The 22807-nt window shown below is 75.2% G+C and carries 22 protein-coding genes and 1 riboswitch; of the genes, 11 read left to right on the top strand and 11 right to left on the bottom strand.

Annotation, left to right across the window (positions count from 1 at the left end; genetic code table 11):
• Window positions 1-199 precede the first annotated feature (199 nt).
• A complete protein-coding gene (locus AB0910_RS17510) occupies window positions 200-1393 on the top strand; it encodes an RtcB family protein (protein WP_366745481.1) in 1194 nt (397 codons plus the stop codon).
• Window positions 1394-1768: 375 nt separating this feature from the next.
• On the opposite strand, the gene AB0910_RS17515 is transcribed toward AB0910_RS17510, so the two are convergent.
• The 3 genes from AB0910_RS17515 to AB0910_RS17525 all read right to left on the bottom strand — a co-directional run bounded on the left by AB0910_RS17515 (window position 1769) and on the right by AB0910_RS17525 (window position 3384).
• Window positions 1769-2002 carry a hypothetical protein gene (locus tag AB0910_RS17515; protein WP_366745482.1) on the bottom strand — a complete coding sequence of 78 codons (234 nt, stop codon included), beginning with the start codon at window positions 2000-2002 and terminating at the stop codon, window positions 1769-1771.
• A 55-nt stretch (window positions 2003-2057) separates the two neighbouring features.
• Window positions 2058-2885, bottom strand: a complete 828-nt coding sequence (locus AB0910_RS17520) for an SDR family NAD(P)-dependent oxidoreductase (RefSeq protein ID WP_366745483.1) — start codon at window positions 2883-2885, stop codon at window positions 2058-2060.
• A 148-nt stretch (window positions 2886-3033) separates the two neighbouring features.
• Window positions 3034-3384, bottom strand: coding sequence for a YnfA family protein (locus AB0910_RS17525; RefSeq protein WP_366745484.1), 351 nt, complete (start codon window positions 3382-3384; stop codon window positions 3034-3036).
• Window positions 3385-3489: 105 nt separating this feature from the next.
• On the opposite strand from AB0910_RS17525, the gene AB0910_RS17530 reads away from it, so the two are divergent.
• Window positions 3490-3978 (top strand): MarR family transcriptional regulator, encoded by a 489-nt coding sequence (locus AB0910_RS17530; RefSeq protein WP_366745485.1) that lies wholly within the window; start codon window positions 3490-3492, stop codon window positions 3976-3978.
• Between the two features lie 63 nt (window positions 3979-4041).
• On the opposite strand, the gene AB0910_RS17535 is transcribed toward AB0910_RS17530, so the two are convergent.
• Both AB0910_RS17535 and AB0910_RS17540 read right to left on the bottom strand, forming a co-directional pair.
• Complete coding sequence (locus AB0910_RS17535; protein ID WP_366745486.1) at window positions 4042-4623, bottom strand: GNAT family N-acetyltransferase; 582 nt, start codon at window positions 4621-4623, stop codon at window positions 4042-4044.
• A 53-nt stretch (window positions 4624-4676) separates the two neighbouring features.
• Window positions 4677-5576, bottom strand: coding sequence for an AraC family transcriptional regulator (locus tag AB0910_RS17540; protein WP_366745487.1), 900 nt, complete (start codon window positions 5574-5576; stop codon window positions 4677-4679).
• Between the two features lie 402 nt (window positions 5577-5978).
• Here AB0910_RS17540 and AB0910_RS17545 point away from each other — a divergent pair, with 402 nt between their 5' ends.
• The 5 genes from AB0910_RS17545 (at window position 5979) to cobM (ending at window position 9808) form a co-directional block, all read left to right on the top strand.
• The gene (locus tag AB0910_RS17545; RefSeq protein WP_366745488.1) at window positions 5979-6569 is read left to right on the top strand and encodes a TIGR03086 family metal-binding protein; all 591 of its coding nucleotides are present in this window, start codon (window positions 5979-5981) and stop codon (window positions 6567-6569) included.
• 87 nt (window positions 6570-6656) lie between these two features.
• The gene (locus AB0910_RS17550; RefSeq protein WP_366745489.1) at window positions 6657-7061 is read left to right on the top strand and encodes a DUF1992 domain-containing protein; all 405 of its coding nucleotides are present in this window, start codon (window positions 6657-6659) and stop codon (window positions 7059-7061) included.
• A 152-nt stretch (window positions 7062-7213) separates the two neighbouring features.
• On the top strand, window positions 7214-7480 hold the full coding sequence (locus tag AB0910_RS17555) for a GlsB/YeaQ/YmgE family stress response membrane protein (RefSeq protein WP_366745490.1): 267 nt from the start codon (window positions 7214-7216) through the stop codon (window positions 7478-7480).
• Window positions 7481-7769: 289 nt separating this feature from the next.
• A complete protein-coding gene (gene cbiE / locus AB0910_RS17560; RefSeq protein ID WP_366745491.1) occupies window positions 7770-9065 on the top strand; it encodes a precorrin-6y C5,15-methyltransferase (decarboxylating) subunit CbiE in 1296 nt (431 codons plus the stop codon).
• Window positions 9062-9808 (top strand): precorrin-4 C(11)-methyltransferase, encoded by a 747-nt coding sequence (gene cobM / locus AB0910_RS17565; protein WP_366745492.1) that lies wholly within the window; start codon window positions 9062-9064, stop codon window positions 9806-9808. The genes cbiE and cobM overlap by 4 nt, the downstream gene beginning before the upstream one ends.
• 308 nt (window positions 9809-10116) lie before the next feature.
• Here the strand turns inward: cobM and AB0910_RS17570 are convergent, their stop codons facing one another.
• Entirely contained in the window at window positions 10117-10872 is a 756-nt protein-coding gene (locus tag AB0910_RS17570; protein WP_366745493.1) for an XRE family transcriptional regulator, read from the bottom strand.
• A gap of 535 nt (window positions 10873-11407) precedes the next feature.
• Between AB0910_RS17570 and AB0910_RS17575 the strand changes: the two genes are divergently transcribed.
• Both AB0910_RS17575 and AB0910_RS17580 read left to right on the top strand, forming a co-directional pair.
• Entirely contained in the window at window positions 11408-11752 is a 345-nt protein-coding gene (locus tag AB0910_RS17575) for an ATP-binding protein (protein ID WP_366745494.1), read from the top strand.
• Window positions 11749-12015, top strand: coding sequence for a hypothetical protein (locus AB0910_RS17580; protein WP_366745495.1), 267 nt, complete (start codon window positions 11749-11751; stop codon window positions 12013-12015). The genes AB0910_RS17575 and AB0910_RS17580 overlap by 4 nt, the downstream gene beginning before the upstream one ends.
• Before the next feature lie 73 nt (window positions 12016-12088).
• Here the strand turns inward: AB0910_RS17580 and AB0910_RS17585 are convergent, their stop codons facing one another.
• A complete protein-coding gene (locus AB0910_RS17585) occupies window positions 12089-13219 on the bottom strand; it encodes a cobalt-precorrin-5B (C(1))-methyltransferase (protein WP_366745496.1) in 1131 nt (376 codons plus the stop codon).
• 11 nt (window positions 13220-13230) lie between these two features.
• On the opposite strand from AB0910_RS17585, the gene AB0910_RS17590 reads away from it, so the two are divergent.
• Window positions 13231-14091: a cobalt-precorrin-6A reductase gene (locus tag AB0910_RS17590; RefSeq protein WP_366745497.1), complete on the top strand. Its 861-nt coding sequence runs from the start codon at window positions 13231-13233 to the stop codon at window positions 14089-14091.
• 57 nt (window positions 14092-14148) lie between these two features.
• Here the strand turns inward: AB0910_RS17590 and AB0910_RS17595 are convergent, their stop codons facing one another.
• Genes AB0910_RS17595 through cobG form a run of 3 tightly spaced genes read right to left on the bottom strand, consistent with a single transcriptional unit; the run spans window position 14149 to window position 17644 of the window.
• Window positions 14149-15666: a precorrin-2 C(20)-methyltransferase gene (locus tag AB0910_RS17595; protein ID WP_366745498.1), complete on the bottom strand. Its 1518-nt coding sequence runs from the start codon at window positions 15664-15666 to the stop codon at window positions 14149-14151.
• Window positions 15663-16307, bottom strand: coding sequence for a precorrin-8X methylmutase (locus tag AB0910_RS17600; protein ID WP_366745499.1), 645 nt, complete (start codon window positions 16305-16307; stop codon window positions 15663-15665). The genes AB0910_RS17595 and AB0910_RS17600 overlap by 4 nt, the downstream gene beginning before the upstream one ends.
• Complete coding sequence (gene cobG / locus AB0910_RS17605) at window positions 16304-17644, bottom strand: precorrin-3B synthase (protein WP_366745500.1); 1341 nt, start codon at window positions 17642-17644, stop codon at window positions 16304-16306. Before cobG ends, AB0910_RS17600 begins: the two co-directional genes overlap by 4 nt.
• Window positions 17645-17722: 78 nt before the next feature.
• Window positions 17723-17852, top strand: a riboswitch (cobalamin riboswitch).
• 34 nt (window positions 17853-17886) lie between these two features.
• Between cobG and cobN the strand changes: the two genes are divergently transcribed.
• On the top strand, window positions 17887-21570 hold the full coding sequence (gene cobN / locus AB0910_RS17610) for a cobaltochelatase subunit CobN (RefSeq protein WP_366745501.1): 3684 nt from the start codon (window positions 17887-17889) through the stop codon (window positions 21568-21570).
• Window positions 21571-21592: 22 nt separating this feature from the next.
• Here the strand turns inward: cobN and AB0910_RS17615 are convergent, their stop codons facing one another.
• Window positions 21593-22732 carry an NAD(P)/FAD-dependent oxidoreductase gene (locus tag AB0910_RS17615; protein WP_366745502.1) on the bottom strand — a complete coding sequence of 380 codons (1140 nt, stop codon included), beginning with the start codon at window positions 22730-22732 and terminating at the stop codon, window positions 21593-21595.
• Window positions 22733-22807 lie beyond the last annotated feature (75 nt).

Genomic DNA, 22807 nt, shown 5'->3' on the forward strand with positions numbered 1-22807 from the left:
GGAAGACGGTCCACGGGGCGCAAAAGTGTTTGCTGCCCCGGGGCGGTGGATGGACACAATGTGTACCGCACACGTCCCCGACGCCGCTGGTCGGTCCGGGTGTCGGCCACTTCGCCGCGCCGCGCGCCCCGCGCGCCGGGTCTCGGCGCGCGCCGTGTGCATCGTAGTTCTTCACGCAGAACCGGGGGATGAGGAAAACATGGCATACGAGGAGATTCCGGGCGAGAGGGTGCCGATCCGGATGTGGGCCGACCCCGCGTCCGTCGAGGAGTCCGCGATGCGCCAGCTGCGCAACGTCGCGACCCTCCCGTGGATCAGGGGCCTCGCCGTGATGCCCGACGTCCACTACGGCAAGGGCGCCACGGTCGGCTCGGTCATCGCGATGGAGGGCGCGGTCTGCCCAGCGGCGGTCGGCGTGGACATCGGCTGCGGCATGTCCGCCGTGCGCACGTCGCTGACCGCGGGCGACCTCCCCGACGACCTCTCGCGCCTCCGCTCCCGCATCGAGGGCGCGATCCCCGTCGGCCGCGGCCTGCACGACGAGCCCGTGGACCCGGCCGCCCTGCACGGCCTCCCCGCCGCCCCCTGGCGCGACCTGTGGTCCCGCTTCCCCGGCGTGGCCCAGGCGGTCCACTTCCGCGAGGACCGCGCCCGCAAGCAACTGGGGACGCTGGGATCCGGGAATCATTTTGTCGAAGTGTGTATAGATAAGTCAGATTCAGTGTGGCTCATGCTGCACTCGGGCTCCCGCAACATCGGCAAGGAGCTGGCGGAGCACCACATGGGCATCGCCCGTGACCTCCCGTACAACCAGGGCCTCGTCGACCGCGACCTCGCGGTGTTCGTCGCGGACACGCCGCAGATGCGGGACTACCGCAACGACCTCTTCTGGGCCCAGGAGTACGCGAAGCACAACCGCGAGCTCATGATGCGCCTGCTCCAGGGCGTCGTGGCGCGGGAGTTCAGGAAGGCGAAGGTCGCCTTCGACCCGGTGATCTCCTGCCACCACAACTACGTGGCGGAGGAGCGCTACGACGGCGTGGACCTGCTCGTCACCCGCAAGGGCGCGATCCGCGCGGGCGGCGGCGACCTCGGCATCATCCCGGGGTCCATGGGCACGGGCTCGTACATCGTGCGGGGCCTCGGCAACGCCGCGGCCTTCAACTCCGCCTCGCACGGCGCGGGCCGCCGCATGAGCCGCACCGCGGCGAAGCGCCGCTTCTCCGCGCACGACCTCGCGGAGCAGACCCGGGGCGTCGAGTGCCGCAAGGACTCGGGCGTGGTCGACGAGATCCCCGGCGCGTACAAGCCCATCGAACAGGTCATGGCCCGCCAGAGCGACCTCGTCGAAGTGGTCGCCCGACTCCGCCAGGTCGTCTGCGTCAAGGGCTGAGCCACCCTGTGGCGGACGCGCGGAGGCGCCGGCCCCCCGTGTGGGGGCCGGCGCCTGGGCTCGCGGGTGTCAGACCAGCCAGCCGACGAGGTGGACGAGGCCGGCGAGGACACCAGTGAGGATGTTCATGTTCTTCTCTCCTTGCTGTGTGCGCCCTGAGGACGCACGTCGTGGGACTGTTCCCGCCTTGTGGGACAAGGGCGGGGGCGCCGTGACGGTCCGCGGCCGGTCACCTGCGCACCATGAGCATCAGCCGTACGGGGGGTCGCACGCCAGGAGATTGCCGTCCGGCCACCTGAACTGATGATCTTTCGATCAGGCGTTCAGTTCATCCGGTTCATATGCTGATCGGTGGCGTGTGTGCGGGGGCGTGCCTCACAGCTCGGTGTCGTGCAGCTTCCGCGCACGCTCCAGCGCCCGGTCGAAGTCGCGCTGGGTGTCGTCGGCCCAGTGCAGCAGGTCGGCGAGGAGCCTCGTCAGCGTCTCGCCCGGGCTCGAACGCCAGCTCTGCCCGCTGCTGGTGTGGCCGGAGTACGTGTACGACTCGATGGCCTCGCCGCCGCGCTTGGCGCCCTCGTCGTGGGCGCGCGTGGTGAAGTTGTCGCTCATCGGATGCTCCTCGCGTGGATCGTTCCGGCGGGGGCCGGGGGAGTGGCCGCCCGCATCACGGCTCCCTGTGGATCTTGGTGTTGGACGCCTGGGCGCGCGGCCTGACCACCAGCAGGTCGATGTTGACGTGGCTCGGCCTGGTGACCGCCCAGGCGATCGTGTCGGCCACGTCCTCCGCCGTGAGGGGCTCGGCGACGCCCTCGTAGACCTTGGCCGCCCGCTCCTCGTCGCCGCGGAAGCGGGTGGTGGCGAAGCCCTCGGTCCTGACCAGGCCGGGCGCGACCTCGATCACCCTGACCGGCGTGCCGACGATCTCCAGGCGCAGCGTCTCGGCGAGCACGTGCGCGCCGTGCTTGGCGGCGACGTACCCCGCGCCGCCCTCGTACGTGCCGTGCCCCGCGGTGGAGGAGACCACGACGACCGTGCCGTCGCCGCTCGCGGTGAGCGCGGGCAGCAGGGCCTGCGTGACGTTGAGGGTGCCGAGCACGTTCGTCTCGTACATCTGCCGCCACTCGCCGACGTCGCCCTCGGCGACCGGGTCGAGCCCGAGCGCGCCGCCCGCGTTGTTCACGAGCACCTGGACCGGGCGCCGGTGGGCCGCGCGCTGGGCCTCGGCGAGGCCGGCGGCGAAGGCGTCGACCGCGGCCCGGTCGGTCACGTCGAGCACGTGGGCCTCGGCGCTGCCGCCCGCCGCGCCGATCTCCTCGGCGAGCGCGGTGACGCGGTCGCCGCGGCGCGCGGTGACGACGACGTGGTACCCGGCGGCGGCGAGCTGCCGGGCGGTCGCCGCGCCGATCCCGCCGCTGGCTCCGGTGACGACGGCGGTGGCGGCGGGCTCTGCGGCGGCCGCGGTGGGACGGTCCGCGGCGGCTGCGGCGGTCATGGGGTCTCCTCGCACAGGTGGATCGGGGGGCCGCCCTGCGGCCCATGCGCCCCAGGATAGGCAGCCGCCTCCGGCCCTTCGGCGGCGCGTTCTCCCGGCCGGGCGGGCATGGATTCCCCGGTCGTCGGCCAAGCCCAAGGGGCCGGCGTCAGCGGCCGCGGGGGCCGAACATGATGACGCCCATGCCCGCGAGGCAGATGACCGCGCCCGCGATGTCCCAGCGGTCCGGGCGGTAGCCGTCGGCGATCGTGCCCCAGACGATCGAGCCGGCGACGAAGACCCCGCCGTACGCGGCCAGGATGCGGCCGAACTGCCCGTCCGGCTGGAGCGTCGCGACGAAGCCGTACGCGCCGAGCGCCGCGACGCCCGCGACGATCCAGGGCCAGCCGCGGCCGCCGGAACCGCCGTCGCCGCGCACCCCTTGCCAGACCAGCCAGGCGCCGCCGATCTCGAAGAGGGCGGCGAGGACGAACAGGGCGGCGGAGCGCAGCACGAACATGGGCACAGCGTGCCATGGGGGAGGCGGGGCCCGAGATGCCGTCTGAGGTGCTGGTGGACCGCTGGTGCCCTTGGGGCGCCTGGTGCGCACCCGTACGCTGGGGGCATGGCGCAGGAGGCGGAGCAGGGGGGCCCGGCGCCGGGGCGTGCGGCGCTGGTCGCCGAGGCCGCGGCCGTCTCGCGCCGCTGCATGGCCTCGTACGCGCTGCTCGCGCAGGCCGTCGCCGACCGGCTGCGGCTGCACCCCACCGACGTGCAGTGCCTGAGCCTGCTCGGCCTGGAGACGGGGTCCGTCACCACGGGCCGCATCGCCGAGCTGACCGGTCTCACCACCGGTTCTGCGACCCGCCTCGTGGACCGGCTCGAACGCGCGGGGTACGTCGTACGGCGCAGGGACACCGAGGACAGGCGGCGCGTCCTGGTGGCGGGCGTGCCGGAGCGCATGCGCGGCTTCGCCGCGGTGTGGGAGGAGTCGCGCGGCCCGTGGGACGAGCTGTTCCAGGCGTACGACGAGGCGGAACTCGCCCTCCTGGTACGGCACATGAACCGCACGGTCGAGCTGAACGAGTCACGGGGCGCGCGGCTGCGCGGGTGACCGCGGCCGGATTCGGGCCGTGGGACCGCGGCCGGGTTCGGGGCCGTGGGACCGCGTACGGGGTCAGGTCCCCGTGGCCGGGGCCGCCCCCAGGTTCATCCACCAGTCGTTGCAGCGCAGGACCGTGCCCGGCGGGTACTCGAAGGCGCACTCGCCGCGCGGGGTGTAACCCGCCCTGCGGCAGACCGCGTTGGAGGCCGGGTTGGCCACCGAGGGGAACGCGTGGAGTTCGCGGTGCGTCCGCTGGGCGCGGGCCTGCGCGGCGGCGGCGCGGGCCGCCGCCGCCGCGATGCCACGGCCCTGGAACGCGGCGAGCAGGCCCCAGCCCGACTCGTAGATCTCCCGGCCGTCCCAGACGTTCTCCCAGAAGCCGACCGTCCCCACGGACGGCGCGAGTCCGCCGCCCGGCCCGCCTGCGGCCTCCTGCTCAGGCAGCAGCACGATCCGGTACAGCCGGCCCTTGCGGGGGCTGTCGCCGCTGAGCGCCACGTACCGCCGGTGCCGCGCGAGCAGTTGCTCGTCCGTCTCGGGGCCGCCGAGGTGGACCATCAGCTCCGGCGCGTTGAGGGCGCGCAGCAGCCCGAGGTCGGCCTCCGACCACGGTTCGAGCCGTACGCGCGGCGCCCGGGATGCCTTCTTCTCCATGCGGAGCCACTGTAGGAGCGCGGGCGATGAAGCGGGGGCGGCAGGTGCGGGGCTCAGGCGGCGCCCGTGCGCCCGTACGCCGTGGGCGGCACGCCCACCGTCGCGGTGAAGTCCCGTACGAGGTGCGCCTGGTCGCTGTAGCCGAGCTCGGCGGCGAGCGCCGCCCAGTCGACCGCGCCGCCTGGGCCCGCCGACTCGGCGCGCTCCAGCGCCTCGTGGATGCGGTAGCGCAGGATGACCCACTTCGGGCCGACGCCGACGTACCCGCAGAAGAGGCGTTGCAGCGAGCGGGGCGAGAGGCCCGCGGCCGTGGCGAGCCGGTCGGCTCGCCGCACGCCCCGGTCGTGCCGCACCAGCTCCACGAGGCGCACGGCGCGCGCGGCCTGCCGCGTCACGGCGTCCGGCGCCGCGCCGCTGACCACGCCAAGCAGGTACGCGTCGAGCGCGGCGACCCGCTCGTCCTCCGCGTCGGGCCCGAGGACCGCCGCGATGTCGCGGTCCGTGACCGGCAGGGCGTCGGCGAGCGGTACGTGCAGGTCCGTCCAGTACGCGACGGGCTTCGCGGGCGAGAACGGCCGGAAGCCGCCGGGCCTGAACTGCACCCCGCACACCCGGCCGCGGCCCGCGAGCCGCTGCGTGAACAGCCGGTTGCGGGCCCCGGCGACCTCGGCGAAGTCCGGGGACGCCGGGGGCCGCGCCGGCCCGGGCCGCCGCTCGGCGGAATGCTCGGCGTACGGCTCGGCGGACCGGTCGAAGGACTGGAAGACCACGTTGACCGAGGGGTGCGGGACGACGCGGGAGGCGTACGGCTCGTCCAGGTCCCAGTCGATCAGCCAGTAGTGCTCCACCCAGGGGCGCAGCGCGGGCGCGGGCTCGCGGCGCCTGAACCGTACGCGGGCCAGCAGACCCGCGGCATCGACGATGCCGCGGGTGTCCCGCCGTGGACCGGCCATGGTCCGATCGTAGGCCGCAGGAGGAGGGGCGGCCCGCGCACGGACGGGCAGGTCCTGTGACCCCCGCGAGACGGTGCCGGTCCTCGCGGGGGCCACGCTCGGATGCGTCGCACGACCCATTGGACAGGCGCCGGGGCCCGCGCCGCCAGGGGGCGCGGCCGCGATCACCCGGTCGTGCGGTGGTACACGGCGAGGGGCGCCGCAAGGCCGCTCCCGCGCGCTCCCGTGCGGCCCCGGACGCCTCGGTCACCCTCCGTGTTCGAGTTTGGCGGCGGTGCGCGCGGATCGGCCGAGGACGGCGGAGGCTCATGTCCAGGAGGTGGCCGGGACGGCGGGTTCGTTCTCCCGGAGGTGGCGGGTTTCTTCAAGACGCGGCGGTGCGGCGCGCCTAGCGTCGGCGGCATGAGCGAGAAGATCAGCGACCTGTTGGAGCGCGCGGCGGCCCGCACGGTGCCGGTGGTCCGCGCCATCGACGACGAGCAGCTCGGGCTGCCCACGCCGTGCGGCGCGTACGACGTCCGCACGCTGGCCGGCCACCTCTACCGGGTGGTGCTCACCTTCCAGGGCCTGGCGGCCAAGGAGGCGGCCGACATGGGCGCGGGCCCCCTGGAGCTGACGGGCGACTGGCGCGGCGGCTTCGCGGGCGAGGCGCGTGCCCTGGCCGCCGCGTGGGCGCGCCCCGGCGCCGAGGACGGCACGACCGGCGCGATGGGCATGCCCGCGCGCACGGTCGGCGCGATGGTCCTCGGGGACCTGGTCGTGCACGGCTGGGACCTGGCGCGGGCCACGGGCAGGCCGTACGCGTACGCGCCGGACGGCGACGTGGTCGCGGCCGTCGCCGCGCAGTTCGCCGAACTCGCGCCCCTGGCACGGTCGATGGGCGCCTTCGGGCCCGAGGTGGCGGTGCCGCCCGGCGCGCCTGCCCTGGACCGGCTGCTCGGTGTGACGGGCCGCGACCCGGGGTGGCGGGCGCCCGCGCGGGCGGGGGACTGAGGGGCGGCGGCCCGTACGCTGGAAGCGGCGGCCCCGCGCGACCGGCGCGCCCCCGCCCGCCGCCACTCGCGCACGAGGAGGCCCACGATGACCGAACGCAAGCCGCCGGGTGTCGACTTCGAGACGTGGGTCGACCGGCAGATCCGCGAGGCGCAGGACCGCGGTGTCTTCGACGGGCTGACCGGGGCGGGCAGGCCGCTCGCCGGGCTCGACAAGCCGTACGACGAGCTGTGGTGGGTCAAGGACAAGATGCGCCGCGAAGAACTGTCGTACCTCCCGCCCACGCTCGCGCTGCGCAAGGAGGCGGAGGACGCGCTCGTCGCCGCGAAGCGCGCGCCGTCCGAGGGCAAGGTGCGGCGGATCGTCGCCGCGATCAACGAGAAGATCGGCGCGGCGCTTGCGAAGCCGCCGCCGGGGCCGCCGCTGGGCATCGGGCCGTTCGACGTCGAGGAGGTCGTGGCCGACTGGCGCCTGCGCAGGCGGGCAGGCTGACGCGCGCGTCCCGGCCGACCCGCGCGGCCGGGACCCGGTCCGCCCGTTCCGCCCGTTCCGCCCGTTCCGCCCGTGGAGTGAACGCCCGCCGGGAGGGCACAAGCTCCGGCGTAACCCACTGTCAGCACCAGTGTGGCGAAAAGGGGACGGACATGGGTATTTCAGTCATTCTTTCGGCGATCGTCATCGGCATCATCGTCGGTGTCCTGGGGCGGCTCGTCGTGCCCGGCAGGCAGCACATCGGCGTGCTGTGGACGATCGTCATCGGCATCGTCGCCGCGCTGGTCGGTGGCGCCATCGCCTCGGCGATCGGGGTCGCCGACACGAACGGCATCGACTGGATCGAGTGGATCATCCAGGTCGCGCTCGCGGCGCTGGGCATCGCGGCGCTCGACCGCCCGCGGACGCACCGGCGCTAGTGCGCGCCGTCCGGCGCGCGCCCCGCGCGGATCCGTACGGGGCGGCGGGGCGGAACCGCCCCGCACCGGCAGGCAGACGGCCGTCGAAGGACCCCCTTCGGCGGCCGCCGCGCTGTGCGGGGGCGGACGCGGGCGGCGGACGCGGGCGCTGGGCGCGGGTGCGCGCCGGGTCACAGGGGGGAACGCCCCAGCCCCCGGAAGGAGCCCCCGGGTAGATTGGCCGGGGTCCGCCGTGCCCCGCGCCCGCCGGACCCGCAGCCCCGCCCCCCGCGCCCCAAGGTGACCCCGTATGACGACGCCGACACCGACGCCGATACCCAGGCAGGCCCCGCAGGCCGAGCCGCCCCTCACCGTCGTCGGGGTCGGCGCCGACGGCTGGGCAGGGCTGGCAGGGCCCGCGCGCGAGGCTCTGCTCGCCGCCGAGGTCGTGATCGGCGCGCCCCGCCAACTCGGCCTGCTGCCGCCCGAGGTGGCCGCCGAGCGGGTGCAGTGGCCCTCGCCGCTGCGGCCCGCGGTGCCGGGGCTGCTCGCCGCGCACGCGGGCCGCGCGGTGGCCGTGCTGGCCAGCGGAGACCCGTTCCACCACGGCATCGGCAGGGCGCTCGCCGAGACGGCCGGGGCCGGGCGGCTGCGCGTCCTGCCGCACCCGTCGTCGGTCGCGTACGCGTGCGCGCGGCTCGGCTGGCCGCAGGAGGACACCGAGGTCGTCTCGGCGGTCGGCAGGCCGCTGGAACGGGTCGCCGCCGCGCTGCACGACGGCCGGCGCCTGCTCGTCCTCAGCGCCGACGCGGCGACGCCCGCCGCGGTGGCCGCGCTGCTGCGGGAGCGCGGCTACGGGCCGAGCGAGCTGCACGTGCTCGAACGCCTCGGCGACGGCGGGCGCGAGCGCCGGCTGAGCGGCACGGCCCAGACCTGGGACGAGGCGCAGGGCGACCCGCTCAACCTCGTCGCCGTCGTCTGCCGCCGCGCGCCGGGTGCGCAGCGGCTCGGCGCCGTACCCGGCCTGCCGGACACGGCGTACGAGCACGACGGGCAGCTCACCAAGCGCCCGGTGCGCGCCGCCACGCTCGCGGCCCTCGCGCCCGCGCCCGGCGAACTCCTCTGGGACGTCGGCGGCGGCTCGGGCTCCATCGGCATCGAGTGGATGCGCACGCACCCGGCGTGCCGCGCCGTCGCCGTCGAGCGCGACCCCGTGCGGGCCGAGCGCATCGGCCGCAACGCGCGCGCCCTCGGCGTCCCGGGACTCGCCGTCGCCACCGGCGCGGCGCCCGCGGCCCTCGCGGGCCTGCCGGGGCCGCCCGACGCGGTGTTCGTGGGCGGCGGCCTCACCGCGCCCGGCCTCCTCGACGCGTGCTGGGACGCGCTGCCCGAGGGCGGCAGGCTCGTCGCGAACACCGTGACGCTGGAGTCCGAGGCGCTGCTCGCCCGCTGGTACGGGCGCCACGGCGGCGAACTCGTACGGCTCGCCGTCGCCTCAGCGGTCCCTGTGGGCGGGTTCACCGGCTGGCGGCAGGCGATGCCGGTGACGCAGTGGTCCGTCACCAAGACGTCAACCACCCACCCCGGAAAGGGAGTCACGTCATGACGGTCTACTTCATCGGGGCGGGGCCGGGCGCCGCGGACCTGATCACCCTGCGCGGCGCGCGGCTGCTCGCCCGCTGCCGCGTGTGCCTGTACGCGGGCAGCCTGGTGCCGCGCGACCTGCTGGCCGAGTGCCCGGCGGACGCCCGCCTCGTGGACACCGCCGACCTCGACCTCGACCGGATCACGGAGGAGCTCGTACGGGCCCACCGCGCGGGGCACGACGTGGCGCGCCTGCACTCCGGGGACCCGTCGGTCTTCAGCGCGGTCGCCGAGCAGATGCGCAGGCTGGACGCGGAGTCGGTGCCGTACCAGATGGTGCCGGGGGTGCCGGCGTTCGCCGCGGCGGCGGCCGCGCTCGGCCGGGAGCTCACCGTCCCCACGGTCGGCCAGACCGTCGTCCTCACCCGCCTCGCCCAGCAGGCCACCCCGATGCCCCCGGGCGAGGACCTCGCCACCCTCGGCGCGAGCGGCGCCCTCCTCGTGCTCCACCTCGCGGCGCGCTACGCCGACCGCGTCGCCGCCGAACTCCTCCCGCACTACGGCCCCGACTGCCCCGCCGCCGTCGTCGCCTTCGCGAGCCGCCCCGGGGAACTCGTCATCCGCGGCACCCTCGACTCCATCGCCGACCAGGTCAGAACCGCGGGCATCACCAAGACAGCGGTCATCCTCGTGGGCCGCGTCCTCACCGCCACCCCCTTCCGCGACAGCCACCTCTACTCGACCACCCGCGAACGGGGGGCCTGAGCGGGGGCCCTGGCGGGGCCGGTACCGTCTCACCCGCCGCGCACTTCGGCTGCCTCCCGGCTGACGTCTGCACGGTGCCACACAGCACCGTCAACGGCCCCTGCTTGCCGGAAGGATCAAGCTCTGTTGCTCAGAACGGGGCCGTGCGCAGATAAAGCCCCTGTTCGGCAAGTGTGCTCCCCGCGCATGCGGGGGTGGCCCCCTGGAGCGTTTCGCGCGCTCTATGGGCCTGACGTGCTCCCCGCGCATGCGGGGGTGGCCCCGCATGGCCTCATGCCACGGCGGGGTGGTCTTGGGGACGTCCGGACTCAGGCGTCGGGACGCCGGTTGTATGCGTTGAGGGTTGCCCGGCCGGTGGAGGCGTCCTGGAAGATCAGTTCCCAAGGGCCTGTGTTGATGTCGAACTCCTTGCCGAAACCTACCCACTTGCCGCGCATCCTGCGCCCGGTCGGCTCGACGAGGAGTTGGATGGCCCCGTGGTAGCGGGCGCCTCGGTAGTACCCCTCCTTGGCTGTCTGCTCGGTCCACGTCCCTGTCGCGACGTGGCCGTCCAGCTCCATGCCCATCGTCAAAGGGGAGTCGGACGACCCCGGCAGGCTGCGGATGGACAGCCGATGTCCGTGTTGCAGGAGCACGACGTAGTGCAGGCCGGTGAGCGCCGTGTCCCGGCCGCTGGAGAAGTACTCGTAGCGGGAGAGCCACACCCCTGAGTACGCGGCCCGGGCCTCGGGTTGGGGCCCGGTTCCGGCGGAGGCCGTGAGCGAGGGCCGCTCCTCCATGTCGTGGCCGCCGTGTCCGTCGTCAGAGACCCGCGCGGTCGGCACGACGGAGAAGCCCAGAGCTTCGATCGGGAGACCGGTGACGGCTTCCAGAGCGCGGGCGTAGACCGGCCTCGGGGCGGTTGTACTGCCGGACTCCCAGCGCTGCACCAGCCGCTTGTTCGCGTCGTTGGGCTGTCCTGCTCTGGTGCCGGCGTCGCGCACGGCGCGGGCAAGGTCGTCCTGCGACATCATCATCCCCATGCGCACGGCACGGAGTGAGGTGTTCGGTGCGTTCATGGACATTACGGTAGCCCTCAACCCGCGCTCAATGACACCGAAATGACCTCCCCTCTGTCGCCGCTTTGACGTCTTGTCGGACGTCGCGCAACTCTCTGTGTTCAGGGGATCGTGTTCTGGTGGCGACGGCAGGTGGCGGGGCGTGAGCCCCATGTGGGACGACGAGCCGCAACGGGCCGGTCGCGTCTGTGCGCTCTGCGGCCGGGAGACCGGTGACGACATCGTTGCGTCGGTGCCCAGGGCCACCGCGGCGGTTGTCCGCCCCGTCGTGCACGTCGACCCAGCCGTGCGCCGGAATCCGGCCCGACCCCAGGAATGTGCCATGCCTGAAACCTGTCCCCGGCCACCGAGTGTGGGGCCGGCCGTCGATGAGCCGTGCGGCGGAGATGGCTCCGAGACCGTGAGGAGTCCCGAGTGCGGTGAACACTGTCTGGACCGTCTCGACAGAACCGGTGGAGCGGGCCGGGCTGCTGCAGCCCTGTTTCCGGGGTATCGCACGGCTTACGACGTAACACTGCCGCGCATCGCCGAGAGTGCGCGGGTGGCGCGCAGCCTGGTGCGGAGGGCGCTGTCCGTCTGGGGGCAGGAGGAGTTGATCAGGGACGGTGCTGGTGTGGTGTCGGAACTGGTCGCCAACGCCGTACAGCACGCGCGAGGTTGTCAGATCCGGGTGAGCGTGAGCGTCGACCGGTCTGTTCCTGGTTGCGTACGTATCGCCGTCACTGACATGGACCGCAGCATCCCGTGCCTCCGCTCGGCTTCCGATGAGGAGGAGAGCGGCAGAGGCTTGCTGCTGGTCGATGCTCTCACCGAGTGTTGGGGAACCGACATCCTGGCCCAGGGCAAGCGAATTTGGGCAGACCTGAAGCCCGGGGCCACGCCATGACCCGGCAACGTGCCCGGCTCTCCGTGCAAGGAATCGACCGTCAGAACACCTGGACCGACCTCCCCGTGTGCGAGATCTGCGAGGACCCGAGGACGACGTACGCGGGCAGCATCGAGCGGGGCTCGACCGTACGGGTGCTGTGGGCCTGCGACAGTCACCTCAATACGCTGTCCGCGCAAGTGCGCATGGCCGAGGAGCAGGAGGAGTTCCTGCTCGGCTTGGTCGCACGCCGTCCTCCGGGACGTAAGCCGCCCGCCCCTTGAACGGCTCCGCACGACGGTGAGGCCGCCAGGGGACCGGAACGGAACTGCCGGACCGCATCGGGACGCCGGTCCTTCAGGCCGGTTCTGCGCGGCCGACGACCGTGCCGGCACGGTCGATGCAGACGACGTCGGCCCGTACGCGGGAGCCGCGGAGGACTCCGAGGGCCTCGTCGCGGGCGCGGGCGGCCACGGCGTCGCCCAGGGGGACGTCGGCGGCCTGGCAGAGGCGGAGGGCTTCGAGGCCGGTGTTGGCGGCGGCGACCCTGGCGGCGAGCGCGGGGGAGGCGCCCGCGGCGCGGGCGAGGCCGGCGAGGAGGGACTTGTCGACCTGGGAGCGCGCGGAGTGCAGGTCGAGGTGGCCCGCGGCGAGCTTGGAGAGCTTCGCGAAGCCGCCGCAGAGGGTGAGGCGGTCGACGGGGTGGCGGCGCACGTACTTGAGGACCGCGCCCGCGAAGTCGCCCATGTCGAGCAGGGCGTCCTGCGGGAGGCCGTACAGCGCGGTGACGGTCTTCTCCGAGGTGGACCCCGTGCAGCCGGCGAGGTGCGTGCGGCCGGCGGCGCGGGCGACGTCGACGCCGCGGCGGATCGAGTCGATCCACGCCGAGCAGGAGTACGGCACGACGACGCCGGTCGTGCCGAGGATGGACAGGCCGCCGAGGATGCCGAGCCGGGGGTTCCAGGTGGAGCGGGCGATCTCCTCGCCTTCGTCCACGGAGACGGTGATCTCGGCGTCCGCGGTGCCGCCGCCGTGGGCCGCGGCGACCGCGTCGAGGTGCTCGGTCATCAGCCGCCGCGGCACGGGGTTGACGGCGGGCTCGCCCACGTCGAGCGGGAGGCCGGGCCGCGTCACCGTGCCCACGCCGGGGCCCGCCCTGAACACCACGCCCGCGCCGGGCGCGAGCGGGCGGACCGTGGCGCGGATCAGGGCGCCGTGGGTGACGTCCGGGTCGTCGCCCGCGTCCTTGACGACACCGGCCGTGGCGGCGGTGCCGCCCGCCGCGAGGTCCTCGAAGGCGAGCGCGAACGCGGGCCGCTGCCCGCGCGGCAGGGTGATGGTCACGGGGTCGGGGAACTCCCCGAAGAGCAGCGCCGTGTACGCGGCGGTCGCCGCGGCCGTCGCGCAGGCCCCGGTCGTCCAGCCGGGCCGCAGACCCGTGTGTTTGAGTTGGGCGTCCCGCCCGCCGCTCCCGGCCGGCCTAGCCATGGAGGCTCCCGATGCGCCACGTGCTGATCCTCGGCGGCACCACCGAGGGCCGGCGCCTCGCCGAGGCCCTGGCCGCGGCGGCGGAGACGGGCCCCGCGGAGGGGGCCCCGGGGGAGCGGGCTGCTCCCGGGACCCAAGGGGCTCCCTGGGCACAGGCGGCTCCGGGGACGCGAGGGGCCCCCGCCGCGCGCGCCCCCCGGCTGCGGGTGACCAGTTCGCTCGCCGGTCGGGTGGCCAGGCCCGTGCTGCCGCCGGGCGACGTGCGCGTGGGCGGCTTCGGCGGTGCGGAGGGGCTCGCGGCCTGGCTGCGCGAGCACCGTGTGGACGCGGTCATCGACGCCACCCATCCCTTCGCTGAGACCATCACGTACAACGCGGCCCGTGCCGCCGCCGCCTGCCATGTTCCCCTGCTCCTGCTGCGGCGGCCCGGCTGGGTCCCGCGGCCGGGCGACGACTGGCGGCCCGCCGCCTCCCTGGCCGCCGCCGCCGGGCTGCTCGCGGCCGGTCCCTGGGAGCGGGTGTTCCTCACCACGGGCCGCACGGGGCTCGGCGCGTTCGCGCACCTGGACCGGCCGCGGTTCCTCGTACGGTCCGTCGATCCGCCGGAGCCGCCCGTCCCGCCGCGGCTCGACGTCCTCGTCGACCGCGGCCCCTTCACCCTGGAGGGCGAGCGCGAGGTGCTGCGGCGGTACGCGGTCGACGTCCTCGTCACCAAGGACAGCGGCGGCGCCGCCACCGCGCCCAAGCTCACCGCCGCCCGCGAGACCGGCATCCCGGTGATCGTCGTCACCCGCCCCGCGACCCCCGAGGGCGTCGAGACCGCCGACACGGTCGAGGCCGCGACGGCCTGGGCCCTGCGCCGGGCGCGGTGAGCCGCGAAGCCGCACAGCCCACGCCGCACGCGGCCCACGGCCCGCGCCCGCCGGGCCTCAGCCGCCCTCCGGGTACCGCCGGGGCGTCCACGCGATCTCGCCGCCCGCGCGGTGCACGGCGACCGTCTGGGACGAGCCGATCAGCAGGATCGTCCGCATGTCGACCTGGGCGGGGTCGAGGTCGGCGAGGCGGACGATGCGGACGCGCTCCTCGGGGCCGCCGACGTCCCGGGCGAGGACGACAGGGGTGTCGGGGGCGCGGTGTTCGAGGAGGAGTTCGCGTGCCTTGCCCACCTGCCAGGTGCGGGACCTGGAACCGGGGTTGTACAGCGCCATCGCGAGGTCGGCGGCGGCCGCGGCGTGCAGCCGGGCCGCGACCGCCTCCCACGGCTTGAGCCGGTCGGAGAGCGAGATGACCGCGTAGTCGTGGCCGAGCGGCGCACCGGCGCGCGCGGCGGCCGCGTTGGCCGCTGTCACGCCGGGCACGATCCGTACCGGCACGTCCCTGTACGGGTCGGACGACGCGACTTCGAGTACCGCGGTCGCCATGGCGAACACCCCGGGGTCGCCCGAGGAGACCACGGCGACGCGGCGGCCGCCGCGGGCGAGGTCGAGGGCGAAGTCGGCGCGCTCCGACTCGACCTTGTTGTCGGAGGCGTGGCGCCGCTGGCCCGGGCGCTCCGGCACCCGGGCCAGGTAGGTCGTGTAGCCCACCAGGTCGTCGGCGGCGGCCAGTTCGCCCCGGGCCTCGGGGGTGAGCCAGAGCGGACCCGCGGGCCCGGTGCCGACGACCACGACCTCGCCGCGCCCGTGCCGCCGCGCCCCGCGCCCCTGGCCGCCGGGCGCGCCCACGCGGCTCGGCAGCACCGCCACCGCGAAGTACGGCACCGCCTTGGGGTCGGCGTCCGCGAGCGCGCCGGTGCGCTCGTCCGGCATGGTGGCGCGCTCCACGTACCGGGCGTCGTCGAGCCGCCCGGCGCGCTCGACCGCGCGCCGCACGGCGGGGAAGGTGCGGCCGAGCTTCATCACGACCGCGGAGTCCGCGGCGGCGAGCCGGGCCGCGAGTTCCTCCTCGGGGAGCGTGCCCGGCAGGACCGTCAGCACCTCCTCGCCCTCGACCAGCGGCGTCCCGAGCCGCGCGGCCGCGGCGCTCACCGAGGTCACGCCGGGGACGACCTCGGTCGGGTAGCGGTGCGCGAGGCGCTTGTGCATGTGCATGTACGAGCCGTAGAACAGCGGGTCGCCCTCGGCGAGCACCGCGACGGTGCGCCCTGCGTCCAGGTGCGCGGCGAGCCGCGCCGCCGCCTCCTCGTAGAAGGCGTCGAGGGCGCCGCGGTAGCCGTCGGGGTGGTCGGTCGTGCCGGTCGTGACCGGGTAGACAAGCGCCTCCTCGATGTGGTCGGGGCGCAGGTGCGGGGCGGCGATGGCGCGCGCGATGGACCTGCCGTGCCCGGCGCTGTGGTACGCGACGACGTCGGCCTCCGCGATCGCGCGCACCGCGCGCACGGTCATCAGCTCAGGGTCCCCGGGGCCGAGCCCGACGCCGTACAGCCTGCCCCTCTCGCCCGCGCTCATCGCTCGTCCTCGCTGGCGAGCGCGTTGAGCGCGGCCGCCGCGATGGCGCTGCCGCCGCGCCTGCCGCGTACGACCAGGTGGTCGAGGCCCGCGGGGTGCGCGGCGAGCGCGTCCTTGGACTCGGCTGCGCCGATGAAGCCGACCGGCACGCCGATCACGGCGGCCGGGCGCGGCGCGCCCTGCTCGACCATTTCGAGCAGCCGGAACAGCGCGGTCGGCGCGTTGCCGACGGCGACGACCGCGCCGCCGAGGCGGTCGCGCCACAGTTCGAGCGCGGCGGCGCTGCGGGTGGTGCCCAGCTCGGCGGCGAGCGCGGGGACGGCCGGGTCGCCGAGGGTGCACACCACCTCGTTGCCGGCGGGCAGCCGCCTGCGGGTGACGCCGCTCACGACCATCTGCACGTCGCAGAGGATCGGCGCGCCCGCGCGCAGGGCGGCGCGGGCGCGGGCGACGACGCCGGGGCTGTGGGCGACGTCGGCGGCCAGGTCGACCATGCCGCACGCGTGGATCATGCGGACGACGACCTGGGCCACGTCGGCGGGCAGGCCGCTGAGGTCGGCCTCGTCACGGATGGTGGCGAAGGAGCGGCGGTATATCTCGGAGCCGTCCTTCTCGTAGTCGAAGCCAGTGGTCGTCGTCATCTCGTCACCGTTGTCGTCGTGGGGTGCGTGGGGTGCGTGGGGTGCGTGGGGTGCGTGGGGTGTGTGGGGTGCGTGGGGTGTGCTGCGGGTGGCGCCGCCGGGTCCCGGGGCGCGACCGTGGTCGTCGTGTACGTGCCGTCGGCCGTGGCGACCTTGTCGAGGTGCGGGCCGCGCGGGTGCCCGCAGCGGCGCGCGCAGCCGGAGAAGTAGACGGGCAGCCGCGCCGGGGGCCCCGCCGCGGCGGCCGCCGCGTCGGCCCGTACGTCCGCGAGCGACTTCGCACAGCCTGGCCTGCCGGTGCAGGCGCCGACGCGGGTCCAGGGCGAGTCCGCGCGCGTCACGAGGCCCGCGTCCGCGGCCCGCGCGAGCAGCGCGTCGGCCGCCGCCGGGGCGAGGCCGGGCACGACGAGGCCGCGCCAGGGCGTGACCCGCAGCCCTTCGCCCGCGCCCGCGAGCAGCCGCCACTGCGCGGTGCTCAGCCGCCCGAGCGGCGGCTGCACGCAGACGGCGGCGCGCCGACCGCCCGGCGCGCGCACCGCGCCGAGCGCGGGCGGGCCGCAGCGCGGCGTGGCGTACGGGTCCGCCACGTGCTCCGCGCGCACACCGCCCGCGCCGAGCGCGTCGCGCAGCCCGGCGGCCAGGCGCGCGGCGCCGTCCCCCGGCAGTTCCCGTACGCGCCAGGCGCCACAGGCCGCGGCCGCCGTACGGAACGCCTCGGCGGCGAGCAGCGCGGCGCGGGGCGCCTCGGCGGCCCGTACGCGCAGCCGCCCAGGACCGACGAGCAGCACGGCGCCCCCGGACTCCGGTTCTGCGAGCAACGTCACATCGGCGCCGAGCGACGCCACGTCGCCCCGGCCGTCGTCGAGCGCGAAGAGGAAGCGCCCCGACAGGTCCGCCGCCGCGTCGCTCGCGCAGACCAGCGCGTCCAGCTCGCGCACCCACAACCGCACGTCGGCGAAGGGGAGTCCGTCCTCCCCGGCGAGCGGGGACGCGACGATGTTGCGGGCGCGCTCGTGCCGCTCGGAGGGCAGCAGGCCCGCCTCGTGCAGCCGCGCGGCGAGCGGCGCCGCGCAGGACTCCGCGAGGCCCCGCAGCTGGACGTTTCCGCGCGAGGTGAGGTCGAGGTGCCCGTCCCCGAGCCGCTCGGCCGCGTCGGCGACCACCTCGGCCTGACGAGCCGTCAAAAGACCGCCGGGCAGCCGCAGCCTGGCCAGCCGCCCGTCGTCGGCGGCGTGCAGCCGCAGCGCTCCGGGGCAGGCGTCACCGCGGTCGCGCACGGGCGGATCACCCCGGTACGTTCCGTTTGGTGGCATGGGTAGGGACACGGCGGCGAGCATACCCACGCCCCGGGCCCCCACCCCAGACCTCGCGCGCTCCGGGCCCCCGCCCGGCACGCGCCCTCCCCACCCCGACCAGCACCGCTTAGTATCGAGGGACCAGCGACGGCGTCTGGGAGGAAGGCCGGTGAGAATCCGGCACGGTCCCGCCACTGTGAGCCCGGCACTCTCCGGGTGAGTCAGGAACTCCCGCCGTCCTCCCACTGCCCGGGGCGCGGACCCCGAGGAAGGCGAGCCGCCGCATGCTGCTGCTCCTGTCGACGTCCGACACCGATCTGCTCTCGGCCCGCGCCGCGCACGCGGCGGGCGCGCCCGTGCCGTTCCGGTTCGCCAACCCGGCGCGGCTGCCGCTCGACGACCTGCCGGGGCTGCTGGACGGTGCGGACCTGGTCGTCGTGCGGCTGCTCGGCGGGGTGCGCGCCTGGCAGGAGGGGATCGACGCGCTGCGGGCGAGCGGCGTGCCGCTGGTGGTCCTCACCGGCGAGCAGGCCCCCGACGCGCAGCTGATGGAGGCGTCGACGGTCCCCATCGGCATCGCGGCAGAGGCGCACGCCTACCTCGCGCACGGCGGCCCCGCCAACCTCGACCAGCTGGCCCGCTTCCTCTCCGACACCGTGCTGCTCACCGGCCACGGCTTCGAACCGCCCGCGCCCGCCCCTACCTGGGGGCACCTGGAGCGCGCGGCAGCGCCCGGCGCGACCGGGCCGCTCGTCGCGGTGCTCTACTACCGCGCGCACCACATGAGTGGCAACACCGGCTTCGTGGACGCCCTGTGTGCGGCGATCGAGGCGGCGGGCGGGCGGCCGCTGCCGCTGTACGTGGCGTCGCTTCGCACCCCTGAGCCCGACCTGCTCGACGCGCTCGGCGCGGCGGACGCGCTGGTCACGACGGTCCTCGCGGCGGGCGGCACCCGCCCGGCCGGGGCCTCGGCCGGCGAGGACGACGAGTCGTGGGACGCGGGCGCGCTGGCCGCGCTCGGCGTGCCGATCCTCCAGGCGCTGTGCCTGACCGGCTCGCGCGCCGACTGGGAGGCCAACGACGAGGGGCTCTCGCCGCTCGACGCGGCCGGGCAGATCGCGGTGCCCGAGTTCGACGGGCGGCTGATCACCGTGCCGTTCTCGTTCAAGGAGATCGACGAGGACGGCCTGCCGTCGTACGTCGCCGACCCGGAGCGCGCCGCACGCGTCGCCGGGATCGCGGTGCGCCACGCGCGCCTGCGCCACATACCGAACGCCGAGAAGCGCCTCGCGCTGGTGCTGTCCGCGTACCCGACGAAGCACTCGCGCATCGGCAACGCCGTCGGCCTCGACACCCCGGCGAGCGCCGTCGCGCTGCTGCGCCGCCTCGTCGCCGAGGGGTACGACTTCGGCCCGGCCGCGGCGCCCGCGGACGGCACGCCCGCGGCCGACGGCACCCCCGCCGCCGGCGCCCTGCCCGACGTCCCCGGCCTCGTCTCCGGTGACGGCGACGAGCTGATCCGCGCGCTCATCGACGCGGGCGGCCACGACCAGGAGTGGCTGACCGAGGAGCAGCTCGCGCGCAACCCGGTGCGCGTCCCGGCCGCCGACTACCGCCGCTGGTTCGCCGAACTCCCCGCCCAGCTGCGGGAGTCGGTGGAGGAGCACTGGGGCCCCGCGCCCGGTGAGATGTTCGTGGACCGCACGCACAACCCGGAGGGCGACATCGTCCTCGCGGCGCTGCGGCACGGCAATCTGCTGATCCTCATCCAGCCGCCGCGCGGCTTCGGTGAGAACCCGATCGCGATCTACCACGACCCGGACCTGCCGCCCTCGCACCACTACCTCGCCGCGTACCGCTGGATCCAGGCGCCGCGCTCCGAGGGCGGGTTCGGCGCCGACGCCATGGTCCACCTGGGCAAGCACGGCAATCTGGAGTGGCTGCCGGGCAAGAACGCGGGCCTGTCCGCCGCCTGCGCGCCCGACGCGGCACTGGGCGACCTGCCGCTGGTCTACCCCTTCCTCGTCAACGACCCGGGCGAGGGCACCCAGGCCAAGCGCCGCGTGCACGCCACCCTCGTGGACCACCTGGTGCCGCCGATGGCCCGCGCCGAGTCGTACGGCGACATCGCGCGCCTCGAACAACTCCTCGACGAGCACGCGCAGATCGCCTCGATGGACCCGGCGAAGCTGCCCGCGATCCGCGCGCAGATCTGGACGCTGATCCAGGCGGCGAAGCTCGACCACGACCTCGGGCTCGACCCCGACGAGCGGCCCGACGACGAGGGCTTCGACGAGTTCGTGCTGCACATCGACGGCTGGCTCTGCGAGATCAAGGACGCGCAGATCCGCGACGGCCTGCACGTGCTGGGCGGCGCGCCCACCGGCGAGGCCCGGGTCAACCTCGTCCTCGCGGTGCTGCGGGCCCGGCAGATCTGGGGCGGCACGCAGTCGCTGCCCGGCCTGCGCGAGGCGCTCGGCCTGGACGAGTCGGCCGCCACCCGCACCGCCGCCGACGCGGTGGAGGCGCAGGCACGCGCCCTGGTGCAGGCGATGGAGGACGCCGACTGGGCGCCGTCCGCGGTCGCCGAGGTCGCCGCGGGCCGGCCGGAAGCGGTCGGCCGCATCCTCGACTTCGCGGCGCGCGAGGTCGTGCCGCGCCTCGCGGGCACCACCGACGAGGTCGACCACGCGGTGCTCGCACTCAACGGCGGCTTCGTGCCCGCGGGCCCCTCGGGCTCGCCGCTGCGCGGCCTGGTCAACGTCCTGCCGACCGGGCGCAACTTCTACTCCGTCGACCCGAAGGCCGTGCCGAGCCGGCTCGCCTGGGAGACCGGCCAGGCGCTCGCCGACTCGCTGCTGACCCGCTACCGCGAGGACAACGGCGAGTGGCCGCAGTCCGTGGGCCTCTCCCTGTGGGGCACGAGCGCGATGCGCACCGCGGGCGACGACATCGCGGAGGCGCTCGCGCTGCTCGGCGTGCGGCCGGTGTGGGACGACGCGTCGCGCCGGGTCACCGGCCTCGAAGCGATCGGGGCGGCCGAGCTCGGTCGCCCCCGCATCGATGTGACGCTGCGCATCAGCGGTTTCTTCCGGGACGCGTTCCCGCACGCCATCGGGCTGCTCGACGACGCCGTGCGGCTCGCCGCCTCGCTGGACGAGAGCGCGGAGGACAACCACGTACGGGCGCACGCGCAGGCCGACATGGCGGCGGGCGCCGACGAACGCCGGGCCACCACCCGCATCTTCGGCTCGCGCCCCGGCACGTACGGCGCGGGCCTGCTCCAGCTGATCGACAGCCGCGACTGGCGCACCGACGCCGACCTCGCCGAGGTCTACACCGTGTGGGGTGGCTACGCGTACGGGCGCGAGCTCGAAGGCCGCCCGGCGCGCGGGGAGATGGAGAGCGCGTACAAGCGGATCGCGGTCGCGGCGAAGAACACCGACACCCGCGAGCACGACATCGCCGACTCGGACGACTACTTCCAGTACCACGGCGGCATGGTCGCCACGGTCCGCGCGCTCAAGGGCGCCGCGCCCGAGGCGTACATCGGCGACTCCACCCGGCCGGAGACGGTACGCACCCGCACCCTGGTCGAGGAGACCTCCCGCGTCTTCCGCGCGCGTGTCGTCAACCCCCGCTGGATCGAGGCGATGCGCCGCCACGGCTACAAGGGCGCCTTCGAACTCGCCGCGACCGTGGACTACTTGTTCGGCTACGACGCGACGACCGGCGTGGTCGCCGACTGGATGTACGACAAGCTGACGCAGACGTACGTCCTCGACGAGGAGAACCGCGCGTTCCTCCAGGAGGCCAACCCCTGGGCCCTGCACGGCATGGCGGAGCGCCTGCTGGAGGCCGAGTCGCGCGGCATGTGGGCCAAGCCCGACCCGCAGGTGCTCGCCGAGCTGCGCCAGGTCTTCCTCGACACGGAGGGCGACCTGGAGTCCGACGCCGAGGACGCCTGAGCCCCCCACCCGAGGGGCGGGCTCACGCGCCCCGGAGGTGGCCCGCCAGCAGCGTGATCATGCTGTGCGGGGAGTCGGGGCCGTACATGATGGTGTGGAGGCGCTCCGCGTCCGCGGCCTCTGCGGCGCTGCGGGGGAACATCTCCCGCTCGTACGCGGCGAGTGCGGACTCGATGTCGCCGGGGTGCTCGACGAGGGCCCCGGCGAGTTCCGCGCCGTCGTACATGGCCAGGTTGGCGCCCTCGCCCGAGGGGATCATGAGGTGCGCGGCGTCGCCGATCAGGGTGACGCCCGGCACCCGCTCCCAGCGGTGCTCCGCGGGCAGGGTGTGCAGGGGGCGCAGGACGGGCGCGGTGTCCGTGTCGGTGATCAGCGCGGTCAGCTCGGGCGCCCAGCCGGCGAACTCGGCCGCGACGCGCGCCACCCCCGCGGGGTCCGCGAGGTCGACGCCGTCGAACCACGCGCGGGGCCTGGTGAGCGCCGCGTAGGTGTGGAGGGTCCCGTGGGTCTCCCGGTGCGCGGCGATGCCCTTGCCGGGCGCCAGCGCGAACATCGAGCCGCCGCCGACGGCCTTCGCGGTCGCGGGGTGCCGGTTGTCCGCGTCGTGGAGGTAGGTCTCGACGTAGGTCGTGCCGGTGTACGCGGGTACGGCGTCGGAGACCAGCGGCCGCACCCTGGACCAGGCGCCGTCCGCGCCGACCAGCAGGTCCGTGGCCGCGGCGGTCCCGTCGGCGAAGGTGATCTCGTGGCGCCCGCCGCCGAGTGGCCGTACGGCGGCGACCTTGTGCCCCCACCGGACGGTGCCCTCGGGGAGCGACTCCAGCAGGATGCGCCGCAGCTCGCCGCGGTGGACCTCGGGGCGCCCGCCGGTGCCGTCGTCGGGGTGGTCGATCAGGACCGTGCCGTCCGTGGCGAGGCCCCTGGTCGCCTGGTGGCCGTGGAGGACGAGGGAGCGGAACGCGTCGAGCAGGCCGGCCGCCGCGAGGGCGGGCTGGCCGTTGTTCTCGTGGATGTCGAGCAGGCCGCCCTGGGAGCGGGCCGTGGGGGAGGCCTCGGCCTCGTAGACGGTGGCGGAGACGCCGTTGACGTGCAGGATCCGGGCGAGCGTGAGGCCGCCGAGCCCCGCGCCGACGATCGTGACATGGAGAGGTGAGGTGTTCATGGCGGACTCCTCGGGGTCGCTGACTGGAATGCTGTTCCAGTCGATTGTGGAACGTCATTCCAGTCGTGTCAAAAT

The sequence above is a fragment of the Streptomyces sp. NPDC047002 genome (assembly GCF_040704505.1).
GTDB lineage: Bacteria > Actinomycetota > Actinomycetes > Streptomycetales > Streptomycetaceae > Streptomyces.